The organism is Streptomyces sp. ATexAB-D23 (assembly GCF_000373645.1).
Classification (GTDB): domain Bacteria; phylum Actinomycetota; class Actinomycetes; order Streptomycetales; family Streptomycetaceae; genus Streptomyces; species Streptomyces castrisilvae.
On sequence record NZ_KB892030.1, the window covers coordinates 25,846 to 41,960 of the forward strand.

The following is a 16,115-nucleotide window of genomic DNA, read 5'->3' on the forward strand; positions in this document are numbered from 1 at the left end:
GGTGGGGAGGGCCGGTACTCAGGCCGTGGTGCGGTGTTCCTCGGCGTCCGTGCGGGCCCGGTCGCGGGACCGGCGGGCCGGCCCCGACCAGCCGCAGGCGCAGCGGGCGGTGCAGAAGGAGCCGCGTTCGACGGTGGTGGGCTCATGGACGGGCCGGTCCCGGGGGACCTCGGCGGCGTGTTGGTCGTACACGCGACCACGGTACTGGGCGGGGTGGCCCGGTCGGGAGGGGTGTGCCGGCGGGGGTACGGGCCGCCAGGCCCACCATGTGGCGCCAATCGGGGCCGAAGACGTTACATGCGACAGGGGCTGTCGTTATGCGAGGCGGGCAGAGCCTCGGGCAAGCGGTATGTCGTTGAGGGTTGGCGGGCGATGGTGGTGCAGCGGCACAGGTCCGGAGGCGGGGTGCGCGGTGTGCGTGCCCTTGCCGTGGCGGTCGTGATGGCGGCGGCCGCCGGGTGCGCCGGTGACGGCGGCGGGGACCGGGCCACGGCCGCCGATGCCCGGGACGGGGCGGTCGAGGTGGTGCGGCGGGCGGCCGTGGTCCTCGCCGGGGAAGGCGTCGCGAGCGCCGAGGTGAGTACGTCGATGGAGACGGCCTCCGGCGGTACCCGGGTCACGATCAGGGGCAAGGGGGCGTACGACTTCCGCGCCGGGTCCGGCCGGCTCACGGTCGTGCTGCCGCCGGACGCCGCGGGCGAGGAGGAGCACCGCCCCATCACGGAGCTGCTGGCCCCGGGCGCCCTCTACATGATGAACCGGGGCGCCGGGGTGCCCGCGGACAAATGGGTGCGGATCGACACGACGGCGCTGGAGGACGGCAACCTGGTCACCGGCGGGGTCACCGACCCGATGGCCGCCGCCGAACTGCTGCGCGGCGCGGGGGCCGTGACGTACGTCGGCGAGACGGACCTGGCCGGGGTGACCGTACGGCACTACCGCGGGACCGCCGACATCGGCCGGGCCGCACGGCTGGCGGCGGCCCCGTCGAGGGCGTCGCTGGTGGCGGCGGCGAAAGGGTTCCGCACGGTCGAGGTTCCGTTCGACGCGTATCTCGACGGACAGGGGCGGCTGCGCAAGGTGCGCCACCGCTTCAGCCTGACCGGCGGGGGCCCGGCGGCGGAGGTCGTGTCGACCACGCTGCTGTACGGGTTCGGCGTGCCGGTCACCGTGACGCTGCCGGACGAGCGGGACATCTACACCGGCGAGATCGAGCCGGGGCGGGCGCGGCCTGATCCGGACGAGAGCCCCTAGCCATGCGGTCGCATCGAAATGGTCCGTCCGTGCCATGCGCGGCGCGTATCGGGCTCTCTACCCTAGGAAGCCGGTGACGGCAGTGAGAGGTGAGTGACGTGGTGACGCTCAGCGCCCCGACCGTATCCGACCATGTGGCGCTCGCCGAGATCGAGCTGTGCGGGGAACTGATGATCGCGGCCTCGGCGGCGATCGGGGAGCGGCTCAGCGCGGACCGTATCGATGAGGTGCTCGACGTGAAGGTGAGCACCGACCGCACCACCGTCCCCCGGCAGGGCGAGCACCGGGGCTGACGGGGCTGACGAGGCTGACGGGGCTCTCGCGGAGCGGGTGGCGGCCCCGGGATCAGGCGCGGCAGCCCCGGAAATCAGGCGACGCAGCCCCGGAAATCAGGAGCGGCGGCCCCAGGAACTGGCGCGGTGGCCCCGGGGATGACGAGCGGCGGCCCCCGGGATCAGGCGCGGCCCCCCCCGGGATCAGGTGCGCAGCAGGCGGGCGATGGCCTTGGTGGCCTCCTCGACCTTCGCGTCGATCTCCTCGCCGCCCTTGACCGCCGCGTCGGCGACGCAGTGGCGCAGGTGCTCTTCGAGCAGCTGGAGCGCGAAGGACTGGAGCGCCTTGGTGGACGCCGAGACCTGGGTGAGTATGTCGATGCAGTAGACGTCCTCGTCGACCATGCGCTGGAGGCCGCGGATCTGGCCCTCGATGCGGCGCAGGCGTTTGAGGTGTTCGGTCTTCTGGTGGTGGTAGCCGTGTATCCCGCGGTCGTGGTCGGTCACGATCGCTTCCACGGGGGCCGTGGTGTCCGCCGGGTCGGTGCCGGACGCCGCGTCCTGTGAGGGGTGTGTCCCCGTGGCCTCGGTGGTCGTCATTGCTGCCTCCCGTTTCCCTTTACCCTGCCGTTTATATACCCCTGGTGGGTATATCTTAACGAATTCAGCTGAAACGTGACCGGGGCCCCGTGCTGATCACTGTGCCCGATGCGCGACACTGAAGAATGCCGGTTAGCCGTGGCCGGATGATGCGCCTAGCATCAGCCTGACCGAATCCAAAGCACCCCGAGGACCCCACGTGCGCTTTCGTCTGACCCCCAGGGAGACGAGCTTCTACGACATGTTCTCCGCATCCGCGGACAACATCGTCACGGGCTCGAAACTCCTGATGGAACTGCTCGGGGCGGATTCAGCCTCCCGAGTCGAGATCGCGGAGCGTATGCGGGCAGCGGAGCACGCGGGGGACGACGCGACCCACGCGATCTTCCACCAGCTGAACTCCTCCTTCATTACGCCCTTCGACCGTGAGGACATTTACAACCTCGCGTCGTCGCTCGACGACATCATGGACTTCATGGAGGAGGCCGTCGATCTGGTTGTGCTCTACCAGATCGATGAGCTTCCCAAGGGTGTGGAGCAGCAGATCGAGGTGCTGGCGCGGGCGGCCGAACTGACCGCCGAGGCCATGCCGGGTCTGCGCACGATGGACAACCTCACCGAGTACTGGATCGAGGTCAACCGTCTGGAGAACCAGGCCGACCAGATCCACCGCAAGCTGCTCGCCCACCTCTTCAACGGCAAGTACGACGCCATAGAGGTGCTGAAGCTGAAGCAGATCGTGGATGTGCTGGAAGAGGCTGCCGACGCGTTCGAGCACGTCGCGAACACGGTGGAGACCATCGCGGTCAAGGAGTCCTGAACCACGTGGACACCTTTGTACTGATCGTGACCATCGGCGTCGCGCTCGGCTTCACGTACACCAACGGCTTCCACGACTCCGCGAACGCCATCGCGACCTCGGTCTCCACCCGGGCCCTGACCCCGCGTGCGGCCCTGGCGATGGCGGCCGTGATGAACCTCGCGGGCGCGTTCCTGGGCAGCGGGGTCGCCAAGACCGTCAGTGAGGGCCTGATCGCGACGCCCGAGGGCCACAAGGGGATGGGCATCCTCTTCGCCGCGCTCGTCGGCGCCGTCATCTGGAACCTCATCACCTGGTACTTCGGGCTGCCCTCGTCGTCCTCGCACGCCCTGTTCGGCGGCATGGTCGGCGCGGCGCTGGCCGGCGGGACGATGGTGCACTGGGACGGGGTGCTCGACAAGGTCGTCATCCCCATGTTCGTGTCCCCGGTGATCGGCCTGGTGGTCGGTTATCTGGTGATGGTCGCCATCATGTGGATGTTCCGGAAGTCCAACCCGCACAAGGCCAAGCGCGGTTTCCGTATCGCGCAGACGGTCTCGGCGGCCGGCATGGCGCTCGGGCACGGTCTCCAGGACGCGCAGAAGACGATGGGCATCGTGGTGATGGCCCTGGTCATCGCCGATGTGGAGTCCCCGAGCGACCCGATCCCGGTCTGGGTGAAGCTCGTCTGCGCGCTGATGCTGTCGCTCGGTACGTACGCCGGCGGCTGGCGCATCATGCGTACGCTCGGCCGGAAGATCATCGAGCTGGACCCGCCGCAGGGCTTCGCCGCCGAGACGACGGGCGCGTCGATCATGTTCGGTTCGGCGTTCCTCTTCCACGCCCCGATCTCGACCACCCATGTGATCACCTCGGCGATCATGGGTGTGGGTGCCACGAAGCGGGTGAACGCGGTGCGGTGGGGCGTCGCGAAGAACATCATCCTCGGGTGGTTCATCACGATGCCGGCGGCCGCGCTGGTCGCCGCGGCGAGCTACGGGGTCGTCTTCCTGCTGTTCGGCTGAGCCGGACTCGTGCCTGATCGTGTGGGTCCGCCCCGCGCTCCTCACGGAGGGCGGGGCGGACCCTTCGCCTTGTGGTGACACCGCCATGCAGCACCTCAAGGCCGTCCATGGGAGGCGGTCCGGGCTCAGCCGAAGCGGCCGGAGATGTAGTCCTCCGTGGCCTGGACCGACGGGTTGGAGAAGATGCGTTCCGTCTCGTCGATCTCGATGAGCTTGCCGGGCTTGCCGACCGCCGCGAGGTTGAAGAACGCCGTGCGGTCCGACACCCGGGCCGCCTGCTGCATGTTGTGCGTCACGATGACGATCGTGAACCGTTCCTTCAACTCCCCGACCAGGTCCTCGATGGCGAGGGTGGAGATCGGGTCGAGCGCGGAGCACGGCTCGTCCATCAGCAGGACGTCCGGCTCGACCGCGATGGCGCGGGCGATGCACAGGCGCTGCTGCTGACCGCCGGAGAGACCGGAGCCGGGCTTGTTCAGCCGGTCCTTGACCTCGTTCCACAGGTTCGCGCCGCGCAGCGACTTCTCCACGATGTCGTTGAGGGCGCTCTTGCGGTACGAGCCGTTGAGCCGCAGGCCCGCCGCGACGTTGTCGAAGATCGACATGGTGGGGAACGGGTTCGGGCGCTGGAAGACCATGCCGACCGTGCGGCGCACGGTGACCGGGTCGACGTTCGTCCCGTACAGGTTCTCGTCGTCCAGCATCACCTTGCCCTCGACGCGGCCGCCGGGGGTGACCTCGTGCATCCGGTTCAGGGTGCGTAGGAAGGTGGACTTGCCGCAGCCGGAGGGGCCGATGAAGGCGGTCACCGAGCGGGGTTCCACGGTCATGGAGATGTCGTCGATCGCCTTGTGGCTGCCGTAGTAGGCCGACAGTCCGCTGACGTCTATGCGCTTGGCCATCTGAATCACTGCTGCTTTCCGCCGGGCCTAGCGGCCGGTCTGCGGGGCCTTCCAGCGGGCTATGCCGCGGGCCACCAGATTGAGGATCATGACGAAGGCGATCAGGACCAGGGCCGCTGCCCAGGCGCGGTCGTAGGACGCGGCCTCACCGATCTTGTACTGCTCGTAGATGTAGAACGGCAGGGACGACTGGGCGCCTTCGAAGGGGTTGGTGTTGATCAGCTGACTGCCGAAGACCAGCAGGATGATCGGGGCGGTCTCGCCGGCGATACGGGCGACGGCGAGCATGACGCCCGTCGCGATGCCGCCGATCGCGGTCGGCAGGACCACCTTCAGGATCGTGCGCCACTTCGGGATGCCGAGGGCGAGGGACGCCTCGCGGAGCTCGTTCGGTACGAGCTTGAGCATCTCCTCGGTGGAGCGGACCACGACCGGGATCATCAGGATCGTCAGGGCGAGCGCGCCCATCAGGCCGGACGGCTCCAGGCCCGCGATCAGCATGATCGACAGGATGAACAGGCCGGCCACGATGGACGGGATGCCGGTCATCACGTCCACGAAGAAGGTGACGGCGCGGGCCAGCGCGCCCTTGCCGTACTCCACCAGGTACACCGCGGTGAGCAGGCCGAGCGGGGCGGAGATCAGGGTGGCGATGCCGACCTGCTCCAGGGTGCCGATCAGGGCGTGGTAGACACCGCCGCTGGCCTCGGGGCCGAGGACACCGGCCATGGAGTGGGTCAGGAAGTAGAGGTCCAGGCGCTCCGAGCCGCGGCTGATGGTGGTCCAGAGCAGCGAGGCGAGCGGGACGACGGCGAGCAGGAAGCACACCCAGACCAGGCTGGTGGCGAGGCGGTCCCTGGCCTGGCGCTGGTTCTCGACGACGCTGGTGGTGACGTACGAGATCACCAGGAAGAGCAGCGCGGAGATCAGGCCCCACTGCACGCGGCTCTGCCAGCCGGCGGCGAGGCCGGCGCCGACGCCCAGGGCGATGGCGACGGCGGCGAAGCCGAGCGGGGCGAGGCGGGGCAGGGTCCGGCTGCTGAGGGTGCCGGCCGGCGCGGGCGGTGCGGGCGTCGGGCGTTCCTGGACGCCGGTGGTGGTGGCGTGGCTCATGCGTTGGCCCCCGAGTACTCCTTGCGGCGGGCGATGATGAGCCGCGCGGCGCCGTTGACCAGCAGGGTGAGGACGAAGAGGACCAGGCCGGAGGCGATCAGGGCGTCCCGCCCGAACGCGTCGGCCTCGCCGAACTTCGCGGCGATGTTCTGGGCGAACGTCCCGCCGCCCGGGTTGAGCACGTGCAGCGAGATGAGGAAGCTCGGCGACAGGACCGTGGCGACGGCCATCGTCTCGCCGAGTGCGCGGCCCAGGCCCAGCATCGAGGCGGAGATCACGCCGGAGCGGCCGAACGGCAGCACCGAGAGGCGGATGACCTCCCAGCGCGTCGCGCCGAGGGCGAGCGCGGCCTCCTCGTTCATGCGTGGGACCTGGAGGAAGACCTCGCGGCTGACGCTGGTCACGATCGGCAGGATCATGACCGCGAGCAGGATGCCGACGGTGAACAGCGAGCGGGCGACGCCGATCTCGGTCTTCTCGAAGACGTACGTCCAGCCGAAGAACTGGTCGAGCCAGAGGTTCAGCCCCTCCAGGTACGGCACGAGGACGAGGGCGCCCCAGATGCCGTAGACGATGCTGGGCACCGCGGCGAGCAGGTCGATGACGTACGCGATCACGCCGGCCAGCTTGCGCGGGGCGTAGTGCGAGATGAACAGGGCGATGCCGACGGCGACCGGGACCGCGATGAGCATCGCGATGACGGAGCTGACGACGGTCCCGAAGAGCAGGACGGCGATGCCGAAGACGGGCGGGTCACCGGCCGGGTTCCAGTCGAAGGTGGTGAGGAAGTTGCCCTCGTCCTTGGAGATGGCGACCGCGGCGCGGTAGCTGAGGAACACGGCGATCGACGCCATGATCACCAGGAGCAGGATGCCGGAGCCGCGGGAGAGGCCGAGGAAGATCCGGTCCCCGGCGCGGCCCGTGGACCGGGGGCGGGACCGCCCGGCCGGCGGGGCCGGTGGGGTTTCTGTCTGTGTGGTGGAAGCCATGGTCTTTCCGGTCTGTGTGGGGGAGCGGGGGCTCCCCTGGCGGCGGTGCACCGGATGGGTGGGTCTTTCGTCCGGACCGGGCCGGAGCCCGCGAGCCCGGTCCGGTCCGAACGGAAGTCCCTTGGTGGCGGGCCGGTCCGGAGGGGTGTCCCGGACCGGCCGCCGGTCGCTTCGTACGGGTGGCGCGGGTGTTCTCGTTACGAGAGGCCGGCGACGGTCTCGCGGACCTTGGCGTTGATCTCCTCGGGGATCGGGGCGTAGCCGGCCTCGGTGAGGAGCTTCTGGCCGTCCGCGGAGGCGGTGTAGGTCAGGAAGGACTTGACCGTGCCGAGGGTGTCGGCCTTGTTGCCGGTGTCGCAGACGACCTCGTAGGTGACCAGGACCAGCGGGTAGGCGCCCTCGGCCTTGGTGGTGTAGTCGAGGTCGAGTGCCAGGTCCTTGCCGGTGCCCTTGACCTTGGCGGCGGCGATGGCCTTCGAGGCGTTCTCGGAGGAGGCCTTGACCGGGGCGGAGCCGCCGGTCTCGATGTCGACCGTGCTGATCTGCTGCGAGGTGGCGTAGGACAGTTCGAAGTAGCCGATCGAGCCGTCGACCTGCTTGACCTGGGTGGCGACACCGGAGGAGCCGGACGCGGCCTGGCCACCGGGGGCCGGCCACTTCTTCTCGGCCTCGTACTTCCAGTCGGACGGGGCCGCGGCGCCCAGGTACTTGCCGAGGTTCTGCGTGGTGCCGGAGTCCTCGGAGCGGTGGAAGGGCTGGATCGCCTTGTCCGGCAGCTTGGCGTCGGGGTTGAGCTTGGCGATCGCCTCGTCGTTCCACTTCTTGATCTTCGTGTCGAAGATCTTGGCGAGGGTGGGGGCGTCCAGCGTCAGGCTGTCGACGCCTTCGAGGTGGAAGCCGACCGCGATCGGGCCGCCGACCATCGGCAGGTTGATGCCCTGGCCGGACTTGCAGATCTTCTTGGAGTCGGCGACCTCCTCGGGCTTCAGCGCCGAGTCGGAGCCGGCGAAGCCGACGGTGCCCTGGTTGAAGGCGACGATGCCCTCGCCGGACGAGGAGGAGTTGTAGTTGATCTCCACGCCGGAGCAGGCCGCCATGTACTCCTTGACCCAGAGGTCCATGGCGTTCTTCTGCGCGCTGGAGCCGGAGGCGCGCAGCTGGCCCTTGGCGCCGTCGCACGAGACGTTGGACGCGGCCTTCGTCCGGGCGCCGCCGGTGGCGGAGGTGTCGCCGCTGTTGTCGTCCGAACCGCACGCCGTGAGGACCAGGGCGCCGGAGACGGCGAGGGCACCGAGCGCGGTGGCACGAAGCCGGTTCATGCGCTGAAGCTTCACTTTCGGGTGTTCCTTCCAGGAGCCGCCGAGGTGTTCTCTCGTCCGACGACGGCGTGCGATGTGGTGGATGGGTGTACTGCGGAAGTCGGGGCCGGTGCGGTGTGTGCCTCGCACCGTGCACTGCCGAAATTAGGCAGAACAGGTGAAGCGGTCTGCGGGGGTGGGTGAACGGAGGGTGAACCGTGGCGGGCGGCCTGGTTCCGGCCCCGTCCGGCCCGTACGCAGGGGCCGGACGGGACCGCGCGGCGGCGCTACGCGCCCGGCAGCGCCCTCAGCGCCGCGTCCAGCACCTCGCGGTCGCGGGGCTGCGTCAGGCGGGTGCGGGCGGCGGCGGGCGGGAGCCACAGCACGCCGTCCACCTCGCGGTTCGGGACGAAGGAGCCCGCCGTGGCCTCGGCGGACCAGTACGTGACCTCCTTCGGGCGGCCGTTGGCGACGTACCGGACCATGGGCAGCACGGCCCCCGGCACACAGTGGTGGCCCGTCTCCTCCAGGACCTCGCGGACCGCCGCATCCCGCAGGGACTCGCCGCGCTTCAGCTTGCCCTTGGGGAACGACCAGTCGTCGTAACGCGGCCGGTGCACGAGGCACAGCTCCACGCCCGTAGCGGGTGCGGGCGGGCGGCGCCACAGCACGCAGCCCGCCGCCCGCACCGTGCCGTTCACGACCGGGCCGCGCCCGTCGCCGCGTACGGCCAGCTCGCGCGGAACACCGTGCGCGCCGCCTCCACCTCGTGGCGCTGGTCGGCGTGCAGGACACCGAGGGCGTACGCGGTCGCGGGTGCGATCCTCGGCGTACGGGCTGCCGTGGCGGCCGCTCCGGCCGCCTCCACCGCGTCCCGGTGCAGATCGAGCGCGTGCCCGGCGGCGGCCAGGACCGGATCGGGGGCGCCGCTCACCACCTCGTGGGCGTACCGGTGCAGCCGCAGCAGCAGCCGGGTCTGGTGCCAGGGCGCGTCGTGCGCCTCGTTGTACGGCTTCGCCGGCTCGTCCGGGGGCAGCGCCGCCACCGCGCCGAGCAGCCGCTGCTCCGCCAGGTCCGCGGGGCCGCTCAGCAGCTCGCCGGCGGGGCCGGCCGCGGCCGCGGAGAACGGGACGTCGGAGGCGAGCAGGGCGACCGCGTCGGCCACCGCGTGGAAGCGGGAGGAGCCGAGGGCCTGGAGGGCGGCGGAGTGGGCGCGGGTCCGGGCGAGGGTCAGCTGCCGTTCCAGGAGTGCGCCGGCGCGCGCCGCTCCGACGCCGAGGACGGGGCGCCCCTTGTCGGCGGGCTCCCCCGAGGTGCGGGCGGCGGGGAGGGCCGGGGCGCCGGACAGCCCGTGCAGCGCTTCGAGGAGCCGGGTCAGCCGGTCCGCGTAGGCGTGCTCGCGGGCCAGCGTGCCGGACAGCCAGGCCAGTTCGGTACGGAGCTGCTCGGCCCAGAGGGGGTCGAGCGCCGCGCGGAAGGTGCGCAGGGCGGAGCCGATCCGGCGGGAGGAGTGGCGCAGCGCCGCCGCGGCTTGCTCGGCGGAGCGCGAACCGGTGTCCGCGGGGGCGGTGTTCTCGCGGTGCAGGCGCAGGCTGCGCAGGAAGTCCGCGGCCTGGGTGCGCAGATACGGGCCGAGCACCGCGCCGGCGCTCACGCCGGTGGCACCGGTCGCGCCGGTCGGGCCGGCCTGGGTCTGGTGGTCAGGGCGTCGCACGCCGGCGCCTCCGGGCGTCAATGAGCATTTCCTGTACGTGCCGCAGGGGCCGGCCGTCCGCGTCCACGGAGTGCCGGGTCCAGTTCCCGTCGGGGCCCAGGTGCCAGGACGAGGTGGTGTCGGCCATGCCGGTCTCCAGGAGGCGGCTGAGCGCGGCCCGGTGGGCGGGGTCGGTGACCCGGACCAGGGCCTCGATGCGGCGGTCGAGGTTGCGGTGCATCATGTCGGCGCTGCCGAACCAGACTTCGGGCTCGCCGCCGTTGCCGAACGAGAAGACCCGGGAGTGTTCGAGGAAGCGGCCGAGGACCGAGCGGACCCGGATGTTCTCGGACAGGCCGGCGACGCCGGGGCGGATGGCGCAGATGCCGCGCACCCAGATGTCGACCGGGACACCGGCCTGCGCGGCCCGGTAGCAGGCGTCTATGACCGCCTCGTCGACCATTGAGTTGACCTTGATCCGTACGTAGGCGGGCAGTCCGGCCCGATGGTGCGTCACCTCCTTGGCGATCCGGGCGATCAGGCCGTCGCGCAGCGACTTGGGGGCGACGAGGAGGCGGCGGTAGGTCTCGCGGCGTGAGTAGCCGGAGAGCCGGTTGAAGAGGTCGGAGAGGTCCGCGCCGACCTGCGGGTCGGCGGTGAGCAGGCCGAGGTCCTCGTACAGCCGGGCCGTCTTGGGGTGGTAGTTGCCGGTGCCGACGTGCGAGTAGCGGCGCAGGGTGTCGCCCTCCTGCCGGACGACGAGGGACAGCTTGCAGTGGGTCTTGAGGCCGACGAGCCCGTAGACGACATGGCAGCCCGCCTCCTCCAGCTTGCGCGCCCACTTGATGTTGGCCTGCTCGTCGAAGCGGGCCTTGATCTCGACGAGGACGAGGACCTGCTTGCCGGACTCGGCGGCGTCGATGAGGGCGTCCACTATCGGGGAGTCGCCCGAGGTCCGGTACAGGGTCTGCTTGATCGCGAGGACGTCCGGGTCGCCCGCCGCCTGTTCCAGGAAGGCCTGGACGGAGGTGGAGAAGGAGTCGTACGGGTGGTGCAGCAGGACGTCGCGCTCGCGCAGGGCGGCGAAGATGTCGGGCGCGGACGCGGACTCCACCTCGGCGAGGTCGCGGTGGGTGCCGGCGATGAACTTGGGGAACTTCAGCTCGGGCCGGTCCAGCGACGCTATGCCGAACAGTCCGGTCAGGTCGAGGGGTCCGGGCAGCGGGTAGACCTCGGCGTCGGACACCTTCAGCTCGCGGACCAGCAGGTCCAGCACGTACGGGTCGATGGACTCCTCGACCTCCAGGCGGACCGGCGGGCCGAAGCGGCGCCGCATCAGCTCCTTCTCCAGGGCCTTGAGGAGGTTCTCCGCGTCGTCCTCCTCGACCTCCAGGTCCTCGTTCCTGGTGACCCGGAACATGTGGTGCGCCAGCACCTCCATGCCCGGGAACAGCTCCTCCAGATGGGCCGCGATGACGTCCTCTATGGGCACGTAGCGCTGCGGCGACGCCTCCAGGAAGCGGGTCAGCAGCGGCGGCACCTTGACCCGGGCGAAGTGGCGGTGGCCGCTGACCGGGTTGCGTACGACGACGGCGAGGTTGAGCGAGAGGCCGGAGATGTACGGGAAGGGGTGTGCCGGGTCCACGGCGAGGGGGGTGAGGACGGGGAAGACGCGCTGGCGGAAGAAGGTGAACAGGCGGGCCTGCTCCTTCTCGGTCAGCTCCGGCCAGCGGATCAGCTGGATGCCCTCGTCGGTCAGGGCGGGGGCGACGTCCTGCTGGTAGCAGGCGGCGTGCCGGGCCATGAGTTCGCGCGAGCGGGTCCAGATCAGGTCCAGGACCTCGCGGGGCTGGAGGCCGGACGCGGAGCGCGTGGCGACCCCGGTCGCGATGCGGCGCTTGAGGCCGGCCACCCGGACCATGAAGAACTCGTCCAGGTTCGACGCGAAGATGGCGAGGAAATTAGCCCGTTCGAGTAGCGGTGTGGCGGGGTCCTCGGCGAGTTCCAGAACACGTTCGTTGAATGCGAGCCAACTGCGTTCGCGGTCCAGGAACCGCCCCTGGGGCAGCTCGTCCCCGTCCGCGTCGGGCTCGTACGCGTCGGCGTCCGCGTCGATGTCGGGATCGAGATCCGCAGCGGTGGACAGGCTCTCCCGGGACGACGAGGAGGCGACGGCATGCGGCCGGTGCGCGGCGAGCGAGCCGACGGAGGGTTGGGCGGCGGGCTGGACCGGAACCTCGGAGCTGGGCTGCTGGCTCATGAGCCCATTGTTCCGCGCGGAGCGCTCCGGGGGCGCGTCGGAGGAGGACGAGATCGCGGAGGAGGCGCGGGCGGGGCGCGTTCCGCCGGGATTCCGCCCGCTGCGGGGGGTCGGCAGGGCTGGCTGCATCCTGAGAGGGTCGCAAGGGCGTCTGAATGCCCGGTAACGACGACATGACATGCAGGAAGCGGTGGGTGGCCGTGTGTGGCGGTCCGCCCGGGGCGGGAGGCCCCGGGCGGGTCCGGGCGCGCCTCAGGCGTGGTGGCGGCGCAGGATGCGGAAGGCGAGCGCGACGGCTCCGGCCGCGAGGGCGAGCAGGATGCCGGTCTCCACGAGCTGGAGGGGCCAGAAATGGGAGGGGGGATGGTGGTCGACGAAGTTGGTGACCCCGCCCTGGTCCCTCAGGCAGTCCGGGCCGGGGTTGCCCCGGGTGAAGCAGTCCTTCCAGTGGAGCTCCTTGCCGGACGGGGTGAGCATGCCCGATTCGATGGGCCAGGAACTGTCGCTCCAGGCGTTTTCACCGAGGTCGCGGACCGTGGGCCAGAGTTCGTAGCGGCGCTTGCCGAAGCCGTACATGACCACGGTCAGGACTACCGCGGTGAGGCCCATGGCCGGCAGGGTGCGGCGTACGAGCACGGCGCACAGGGCGCCCACGGCCACGGCGAACAGGGCGTAGGCGACGACGACCGGGCCGAGGGCGGGGAAGACCCCGCTCTGGGACCAGTGCAGCTCGTAGGGCGAGTCGCCCTGGACACCCGTCCGGCCCCACCGGTAGACGAGCAGCAGCACGGTCATGGCAGCGGTCGCCAGGACAGCGGGCAGGGCGAGCCGGGCCGCCAGCCACCGGGCGGGCGGGACCGACTGGGCCCAGGCGAAGCGGAACGTTCCGTTCTCCAGCTCGCGGGCGATCAGCGGGCCCGCGACGAAGACCCCGATCAGTACGGAGAGCACCAGGAGGGCGGTGCCACCGCCCGCCAGGTAGGTCTGGGACGCGCTGCGGGCGTAGGTGGGCAGGTAGGTGCTGTCACCGCAGCGCGTGGTGTCGCCGTCGGCGCAGTTCTCGGGCGTGGTGGCGACCCAGGTCCGGAGCCCGATCACGAAGGCGATGCCCAGGACCACCAGCGCGCAGGCCGCCCACAGGGCGCCGCGCTGCTGCCGTGCCACGACGCGTGCCGGGCCGCGCAGTTGGAGCGTGCTCACGCGGCCACCGCCTGACGGGCCGTCGCGCTCGGGGTGAGCAGTGCGGGGGCTTCGGGGGAGCGCAGGTGGGCCAGGAGCAGTTCCTCCAGGGACGGTTCGGCCGTCTGCCAGACGGCGGTGTCCACGGGGCCCTCCCTCCGGACCAGCGCGGTCAGCGCGCGGCCCGTGGTGCGGGACTCGACCACCGTGTGCGGCGCGAGGTCCTGTACGGGGCCGGTGAGCAGGGCGTGTGCGTTGATCAGGTCGTCCGTCTCGCCGCCGAGGCGGATGCGGCCGCCGTCGACCAGGAGCAGGTAGTCGCAGGCGCCCTCCAGTTCGCTGAGGATGTGCGACGACATCACGATGGTGGTGCCGTACTCGGCGGCCTCCGCCATCAGGGCCCCCATCAGCTGGTGCCGGGCGAGGGGGTCGAGGTCGGCCATCGGCTCGTCCAGCAGCAGGATCTCGGGCCGTTTGCCCAGCACCAGGGCCAGGGCGAGCCGGGTGCGCTGCCCGCCGGACAGGGTGCGGACCTTCGCGTCGGCCGGGAGCGGTTCGGCGATGCGCTGTGCGGTGGCCTGGTCCCAGGTCGCGGGGTTCAGCTCGGCGCCCGCCCACAGCGTCTCGGCGACCGTCAACTGCGGGTACAGCGGCTTGTCCTGGGCCACGTAGCCCATCCGTCCCCGGGCCTCGCCGGGCGCCGAGCCCAGCACCCGTACCGTTCCCTCGGCCGGCCGCAGGAAGCCCGCCGCGAGGGCGAGCAGGGTCGACTTTCCGGCACCGTTGGGCCCGACGAGCGCGCAGACGGAACCGGCCGGGAGCCGGAACGCGCAGTTCCGCAGCGCCCAGCCGCCTCCCCTGCCGCGATACCTCATGCCGAGGCCGTCGGCCTCCAGCGCTGTACCTGTCATCGGTCCTGGTCCCCCTCGAATGTGCTGTCCAGTACGGCGGTGAAGAGCGCGCTCACGTCGTCCCGGTCGAGACCGGCGGCCCGCGCGCGGCCGGCCCAGCCGGCGAGTTCGGCGCGCAGCGGGGAGTCGTCGTCGGCCGCCGCCGCGCTGCCGAGCGTGCGGGTGACGAAGGTGCCGAGGCCGCGGCGGGCCTCGACGAGCCCCTCGCGTTCCAGCTCCCGGTACGCCTTCAGCACGGTGTTCGGGTTGATCGCGGTCGCCTCGACCACCTCCCGCGCGGTCGGCAGCCGGTCGCCAGGCTCCAGCAGTCCCAGGCGCAGGGCCTGCTTGGTCTGCTGGACGATCTGGAGGTACGTGGCGACGCCGCTGCGCCGGTCGATGCGGAACTCGACTGCTGCGGACCCGGGCATCTTCACCCTTTCACTAATTAAGTAGTGAAAGGGTGGCGTAAGGAGGGGGCGGCGTCAAGCGACGCCGCCCCCGGGGAAGTCGTGGACCTCAGGACTCCGTGCGGTACATCAGGTCGACCTCGTGCGTGACGAAGCCCATCCGCTCGTACACGGCGAGGGCCGCCGGGTTGTCCGCGTCCACGTAGAGCATCGCCGTCGGCAGCCCCTCGGCGGCCAGGTGGCGCAGCCCGATCGCGGTGAGCGCCTTGCCGAGGCCGCCGCCCTGGGCGTCGGGCCGGATGCCGACCACGTACACCTCGCCGAGCCGCTCGTCGGCGTGCACCTTCGTCCAGTGGAAGCCGATCAGCTCGGTGCCGCCGGCGCCGTCCTCGCGCTCGGCCAGGAAGAAGCCCTTCGGGTCGAACCAGGGCTCGGCCTTGCGGTCGTCCAGATCGCGCTGGGTCAGGGAGCCCTGCTCGGGGTGGTGGGCGAACGCCGCGCTGTTCACGGCGAGCCAGGCGGCGTCGTCCTCGCCCGGGACGAAGGTGCGGACGGTGACGCCCGGGGGCAGGGCCGGCTCGGCGAGGTTCAGCGGGCTCAACGGGCGGCGCAGCTGGCGCAGTTCCCGGAACAGGGAGAGGCCGAGGACCTGGGCGAGGTGGCGGGCCGAGGCCTTGCCGCCGTGTGCCCACACCCGCAGCCGCTTTCCGGTGGCGGCGAGCAGTGCGGCTCCGAGGGCCCGCCCGTGCCCGTGTCCCCGGTGCGAGGGGTGGACGACGAGTTCGGCGGCGGGCGCCTCGACGGGGTCGGTGTCCTCCAGCTGCGCGTACCCGGCGAGCACGCCCCCGGCGGACAGCAGGAAGTGCCGTACGCCTTCGCGCTCCCCGCCGCGCAGTTGCAGCCGCCCCTGCTCGGAGACGGCCTGCCTGCCGTCGGCCCGCGCGGCCTCGGCGAGCAGGTCCAGGACGGCTGAGGACTGGTCGGGGGAGAGGGTGTCGAGCGTCTGGATCTCACGGCCGGGGGCGGGGAGGGGTACGTCAGTCGTCATGCGTACGAGCGTAAGGGCCTCCGGCCCGGGGGTGGGGGTGTCGGTTGCCCCGTCCCGGGGCGGAGGGTTCCGTCCTCAATCGCCGGACGGGCTCAAAAGCACGCCCGCACTCCCCGGGTGGGGTCCGGGGTCCCTCCGGGGCGTCTCCTCAAACGACGAACGTTCCGCCGGTACGCAGTCGTACCCGGGTATCCGTTCGTCGTCCTGCGGGGACTCCCCTGCACGCCCCCGGACCGGCCGCCACGCGTCTGCACGCCGGTGGGACGACTGTCGCAGACGCATACGCGTCCGGGTGGGGGCGTGCAGGGCAGTCCCCGCAGAAAATGGCGTACGACCCGGGTACCTGTTCGTCGTCGGGTGAACACGCCATTTTTGAGGAGTCT

Annotated in this window: 17 protein-coding genes; 4 read left to right on the forward strand and 13 right to left on the reverse strand. The window is 71.2% G+C overall.

What is annotated here, in order from left to right; genetic code table 11:
- Positions 1–18 precede the first annotated feature (18 nt).
- On the reverse strand, positions 19–192 hold the full coding sequence (locus tag B082_RS39550; RefSeq protein ID WP_018554429.1) for a hypothetical protein: 174 nt from the start codon (positions 190–192) through the stop codon (positions 19–21).
- Positions 193–372: 180 nt separating this feature from the next.
- On the opposite strand from B082_RS39550, the gene B082_RS0124455 reads away from it, so the two are divergent.
- Together B082_RS0124455 and B082_RS0124460 are read left to right on the forward strand one after the other, a co-directional pair.
- On the forward strand, positions 373–1,254 hold the full coding sequence (locus B082_RS0124455; RefSeq protein ID WP_026250157.1) for a hypothetical protein: 882 nt from the start codon (positions 373–375) through the stop codon (positions 1,252–1,254).
- A gap of 98 nt (positions 1,255–1,352) precedes the next feature.
- The gene (locus tag B082_RS0124460) at positions 1,353–1,547 is read left to right on the forward strand and encodes a hypothetical protein (protein ID WP_018554431.1); all 195 of its coding nucleotides are present in this window, start codon (positions 1,353–1,355) and stop codon (positions 1,545–1,547) included.
- Between the two features lie 183 nt (positions 1,548–1,730).
- Here B082_RS0124460 and B082_RS0124465 read toward each other — a convergent pair whose 3' ends face one another.
- Entirely contained in the window at positions 1,731–2,126 is a 396-nt protein-coding gene (locus B082_RS0124465; RefSeq protein ID WP_018554432.1) for a metal-sensitive transcriptional regulator, read from the reverse strand.
- 199 nt (positions 2,127–2,325) lie between these two features.
- Between B082_RS0124465 and B082_RS0124470 the strand changes: the two genes are divergently transcribed.
- Together B082_RS0124470 and B082_RS0124475 are read left to right on the forward strand one after the other, a co-directional pair.
- Complete coding sequence (locus tag B082_RS0124470; protein ID WP_026250158.1) at positions 2,326–2,946, forward strand: DUF47 domain-containing protein; 621 nt, start codon at positions 2,326–2,328, stop codon at positions 2,944–2,946.
- A 5-nt stretch (positions 2,947–2,951) separates the two neighbouring features.
- The gene (locus B082_RS0124475) at positions 2,952–3,950 is read left to right on the forward strand and encodes an inorganic phosphate transporter (protein WP_018554434.1); all 999 of its coding nucleotides are present in this window, start codon (positions 2,952–2,954) and stop codon (positions 3,948–3,950) included.
- A 125-nt stretch (positions 3,951–4,075) separates the two neighbouring features.
- Here the strand turns inward: B082_RS0124475 and pstB are convergent, their stop codons facing one another.
- From pstB to mshD, 11 genes are all read right to left on the reverse strand, one after another.
- Complete coding sequence (gene pstB, locus B082_RS0124480) at positions 4,076–4,852, reverse strand: phosphate ABC transporter ATP-binding protein PstB (RefSeq protein WP_018554435.1); 777 nt, start codon at positions 4,850–4,852, stop codon at positions 4,076–4,078.
- A 27-nt stretch (positions 4,853–4,879) separates the two neighbouring features.
- Positions 4,880–5,965, reverse strand: a complete 1,086-nt coding sequence (pstA, locus tag B082_RS0124485; protein ID WP_018554436.1) for a phosphate ABC transporter permease PstA — start codon at positions 5,963–5,965, stop codon at positions 4,880–4,882.
- The gene (gene pstC / locus B082_RS0124490) at positions 5,962–6,954 is read right to left on the reverse strand and encodes a phosphate ABC transporter permease subunit PstC (protein WP_018554437.1); all 993 of its coding nucleotides are present in this window, start codon (positions 6,952–6,954) and stop codon (positions 5,962–5,964) included. The genes pstA and pstC overlap by 4 nt, the downstream gene beginning before the upstream one ends.
- 197 nt (positions 6,955–7,151) lie before the next feature.
- On the reverse strand, positions 7,152–8,288 hold the full coding sequence (pstS, locus tag B082_RS0124495) for a phosphate ABC transporter substrate-binding protein PstS (RefSeq protein ID WP_018554438.1): 1,137 nt from the start codon (positions 8,286–8,288) through the stop codon (positions 7,152–7,154).
- 251 nt (positions 8,289–8,539) lie between these two features.
- The gene (locus B082_RS0124500) at positions 8,540–8,953 is read right to left on the reverse strand and encodes an NUDIX hydrolase (RefSeq protein ID WP_018554439.1); all 414 of its coding nucleotides are present in this window, start codon (positions 8,951–8,953) and stop codon (positions 8,540–8,542) included.
- Positions 8,950–9,987: a CHAD domain-containing protein gene (locus B082_RS0124505; RefSeq protein WP_018554440.1), complete on the reverse strand. Its 1,038-nt coding sequence runs from the start codon at positions 9,985–9,987 to the stop codon at positions 8,950–8,952. Before B082_RS0124505 ends, B082_RS0124500 begins: the two co-directional genes overlap by 4 nt.
- Complete coding sequence (locus B082_RS0124510; protein ID WP_018554441.1) at positions 9,953–12,205, reverse strand: RNA degradosome polyphosphate kinase; 2,253 nt, start codon at positions 12,203–12,205, stop codon at positions 9,953–9,955. Before B082_RS0124510 ends, B082_RS0124505 begins: the two co-directional genes overlap by 35 nt.
- 252 nt (positions 12,206–12,457) lie before the next feature.
- Positions 12,458–13,405 carry an ABC transporter permease gene (locus B082_RS0124520; protein ID WP_018554443.1) on the reverse strand — a complete coding sequence of 316 codons (948 nt, stop codon included), beginning with the start codon at positions 13,403–13,405 and terminating at the stop codon, positions 12,458–12,460.
- Positions 13,402–14,295 carry an ABC transporter ATP-binding protein gene (locus B082_RS0124525; RefSeq protein ID WP_018554444.1) on the reverse strand — a complete coding sequence of 298 codons (894 nt, stop codon included), beginning with the start codon at positions 14,293–14,295 and terminating at the stop codon, positions 13,402–13,404. The genes B082_RS0124520 and B082_RS0124525 overlap by 4 nt, the downstream gene beginning before the upstream one ends.
- Complete coding sequence (locus B082_RS0124530; RefSeq protein ID WP_026250159.1) at positions 14,292–14,705, reverse strand: GntR family transcriptional regulator; 414 nt, start codon at positions 14,703–14,705, stop codon at positions 14,292–14,294. The genes B082_RS0124525 and B082_RS0124530 overlap by 4 nt, the downstream gene beginning before the upstream one ends.
- 88 nt (positions 14,706–14,793) lie before the next feature.
- Positions 14,794–15,732 (reverse strand): mycothiol synthase, encoded by a 939-nt coding sequence (gene mshD / locus B082_RS0124535; RefSeq protein WP_018554446.1) that lies wholly within the window; start codon positions 15,730–15,732, stop codon positions 14,794–14,796.
- Positions 15,733–16,115: the final 383 nt, after the last annotated feature.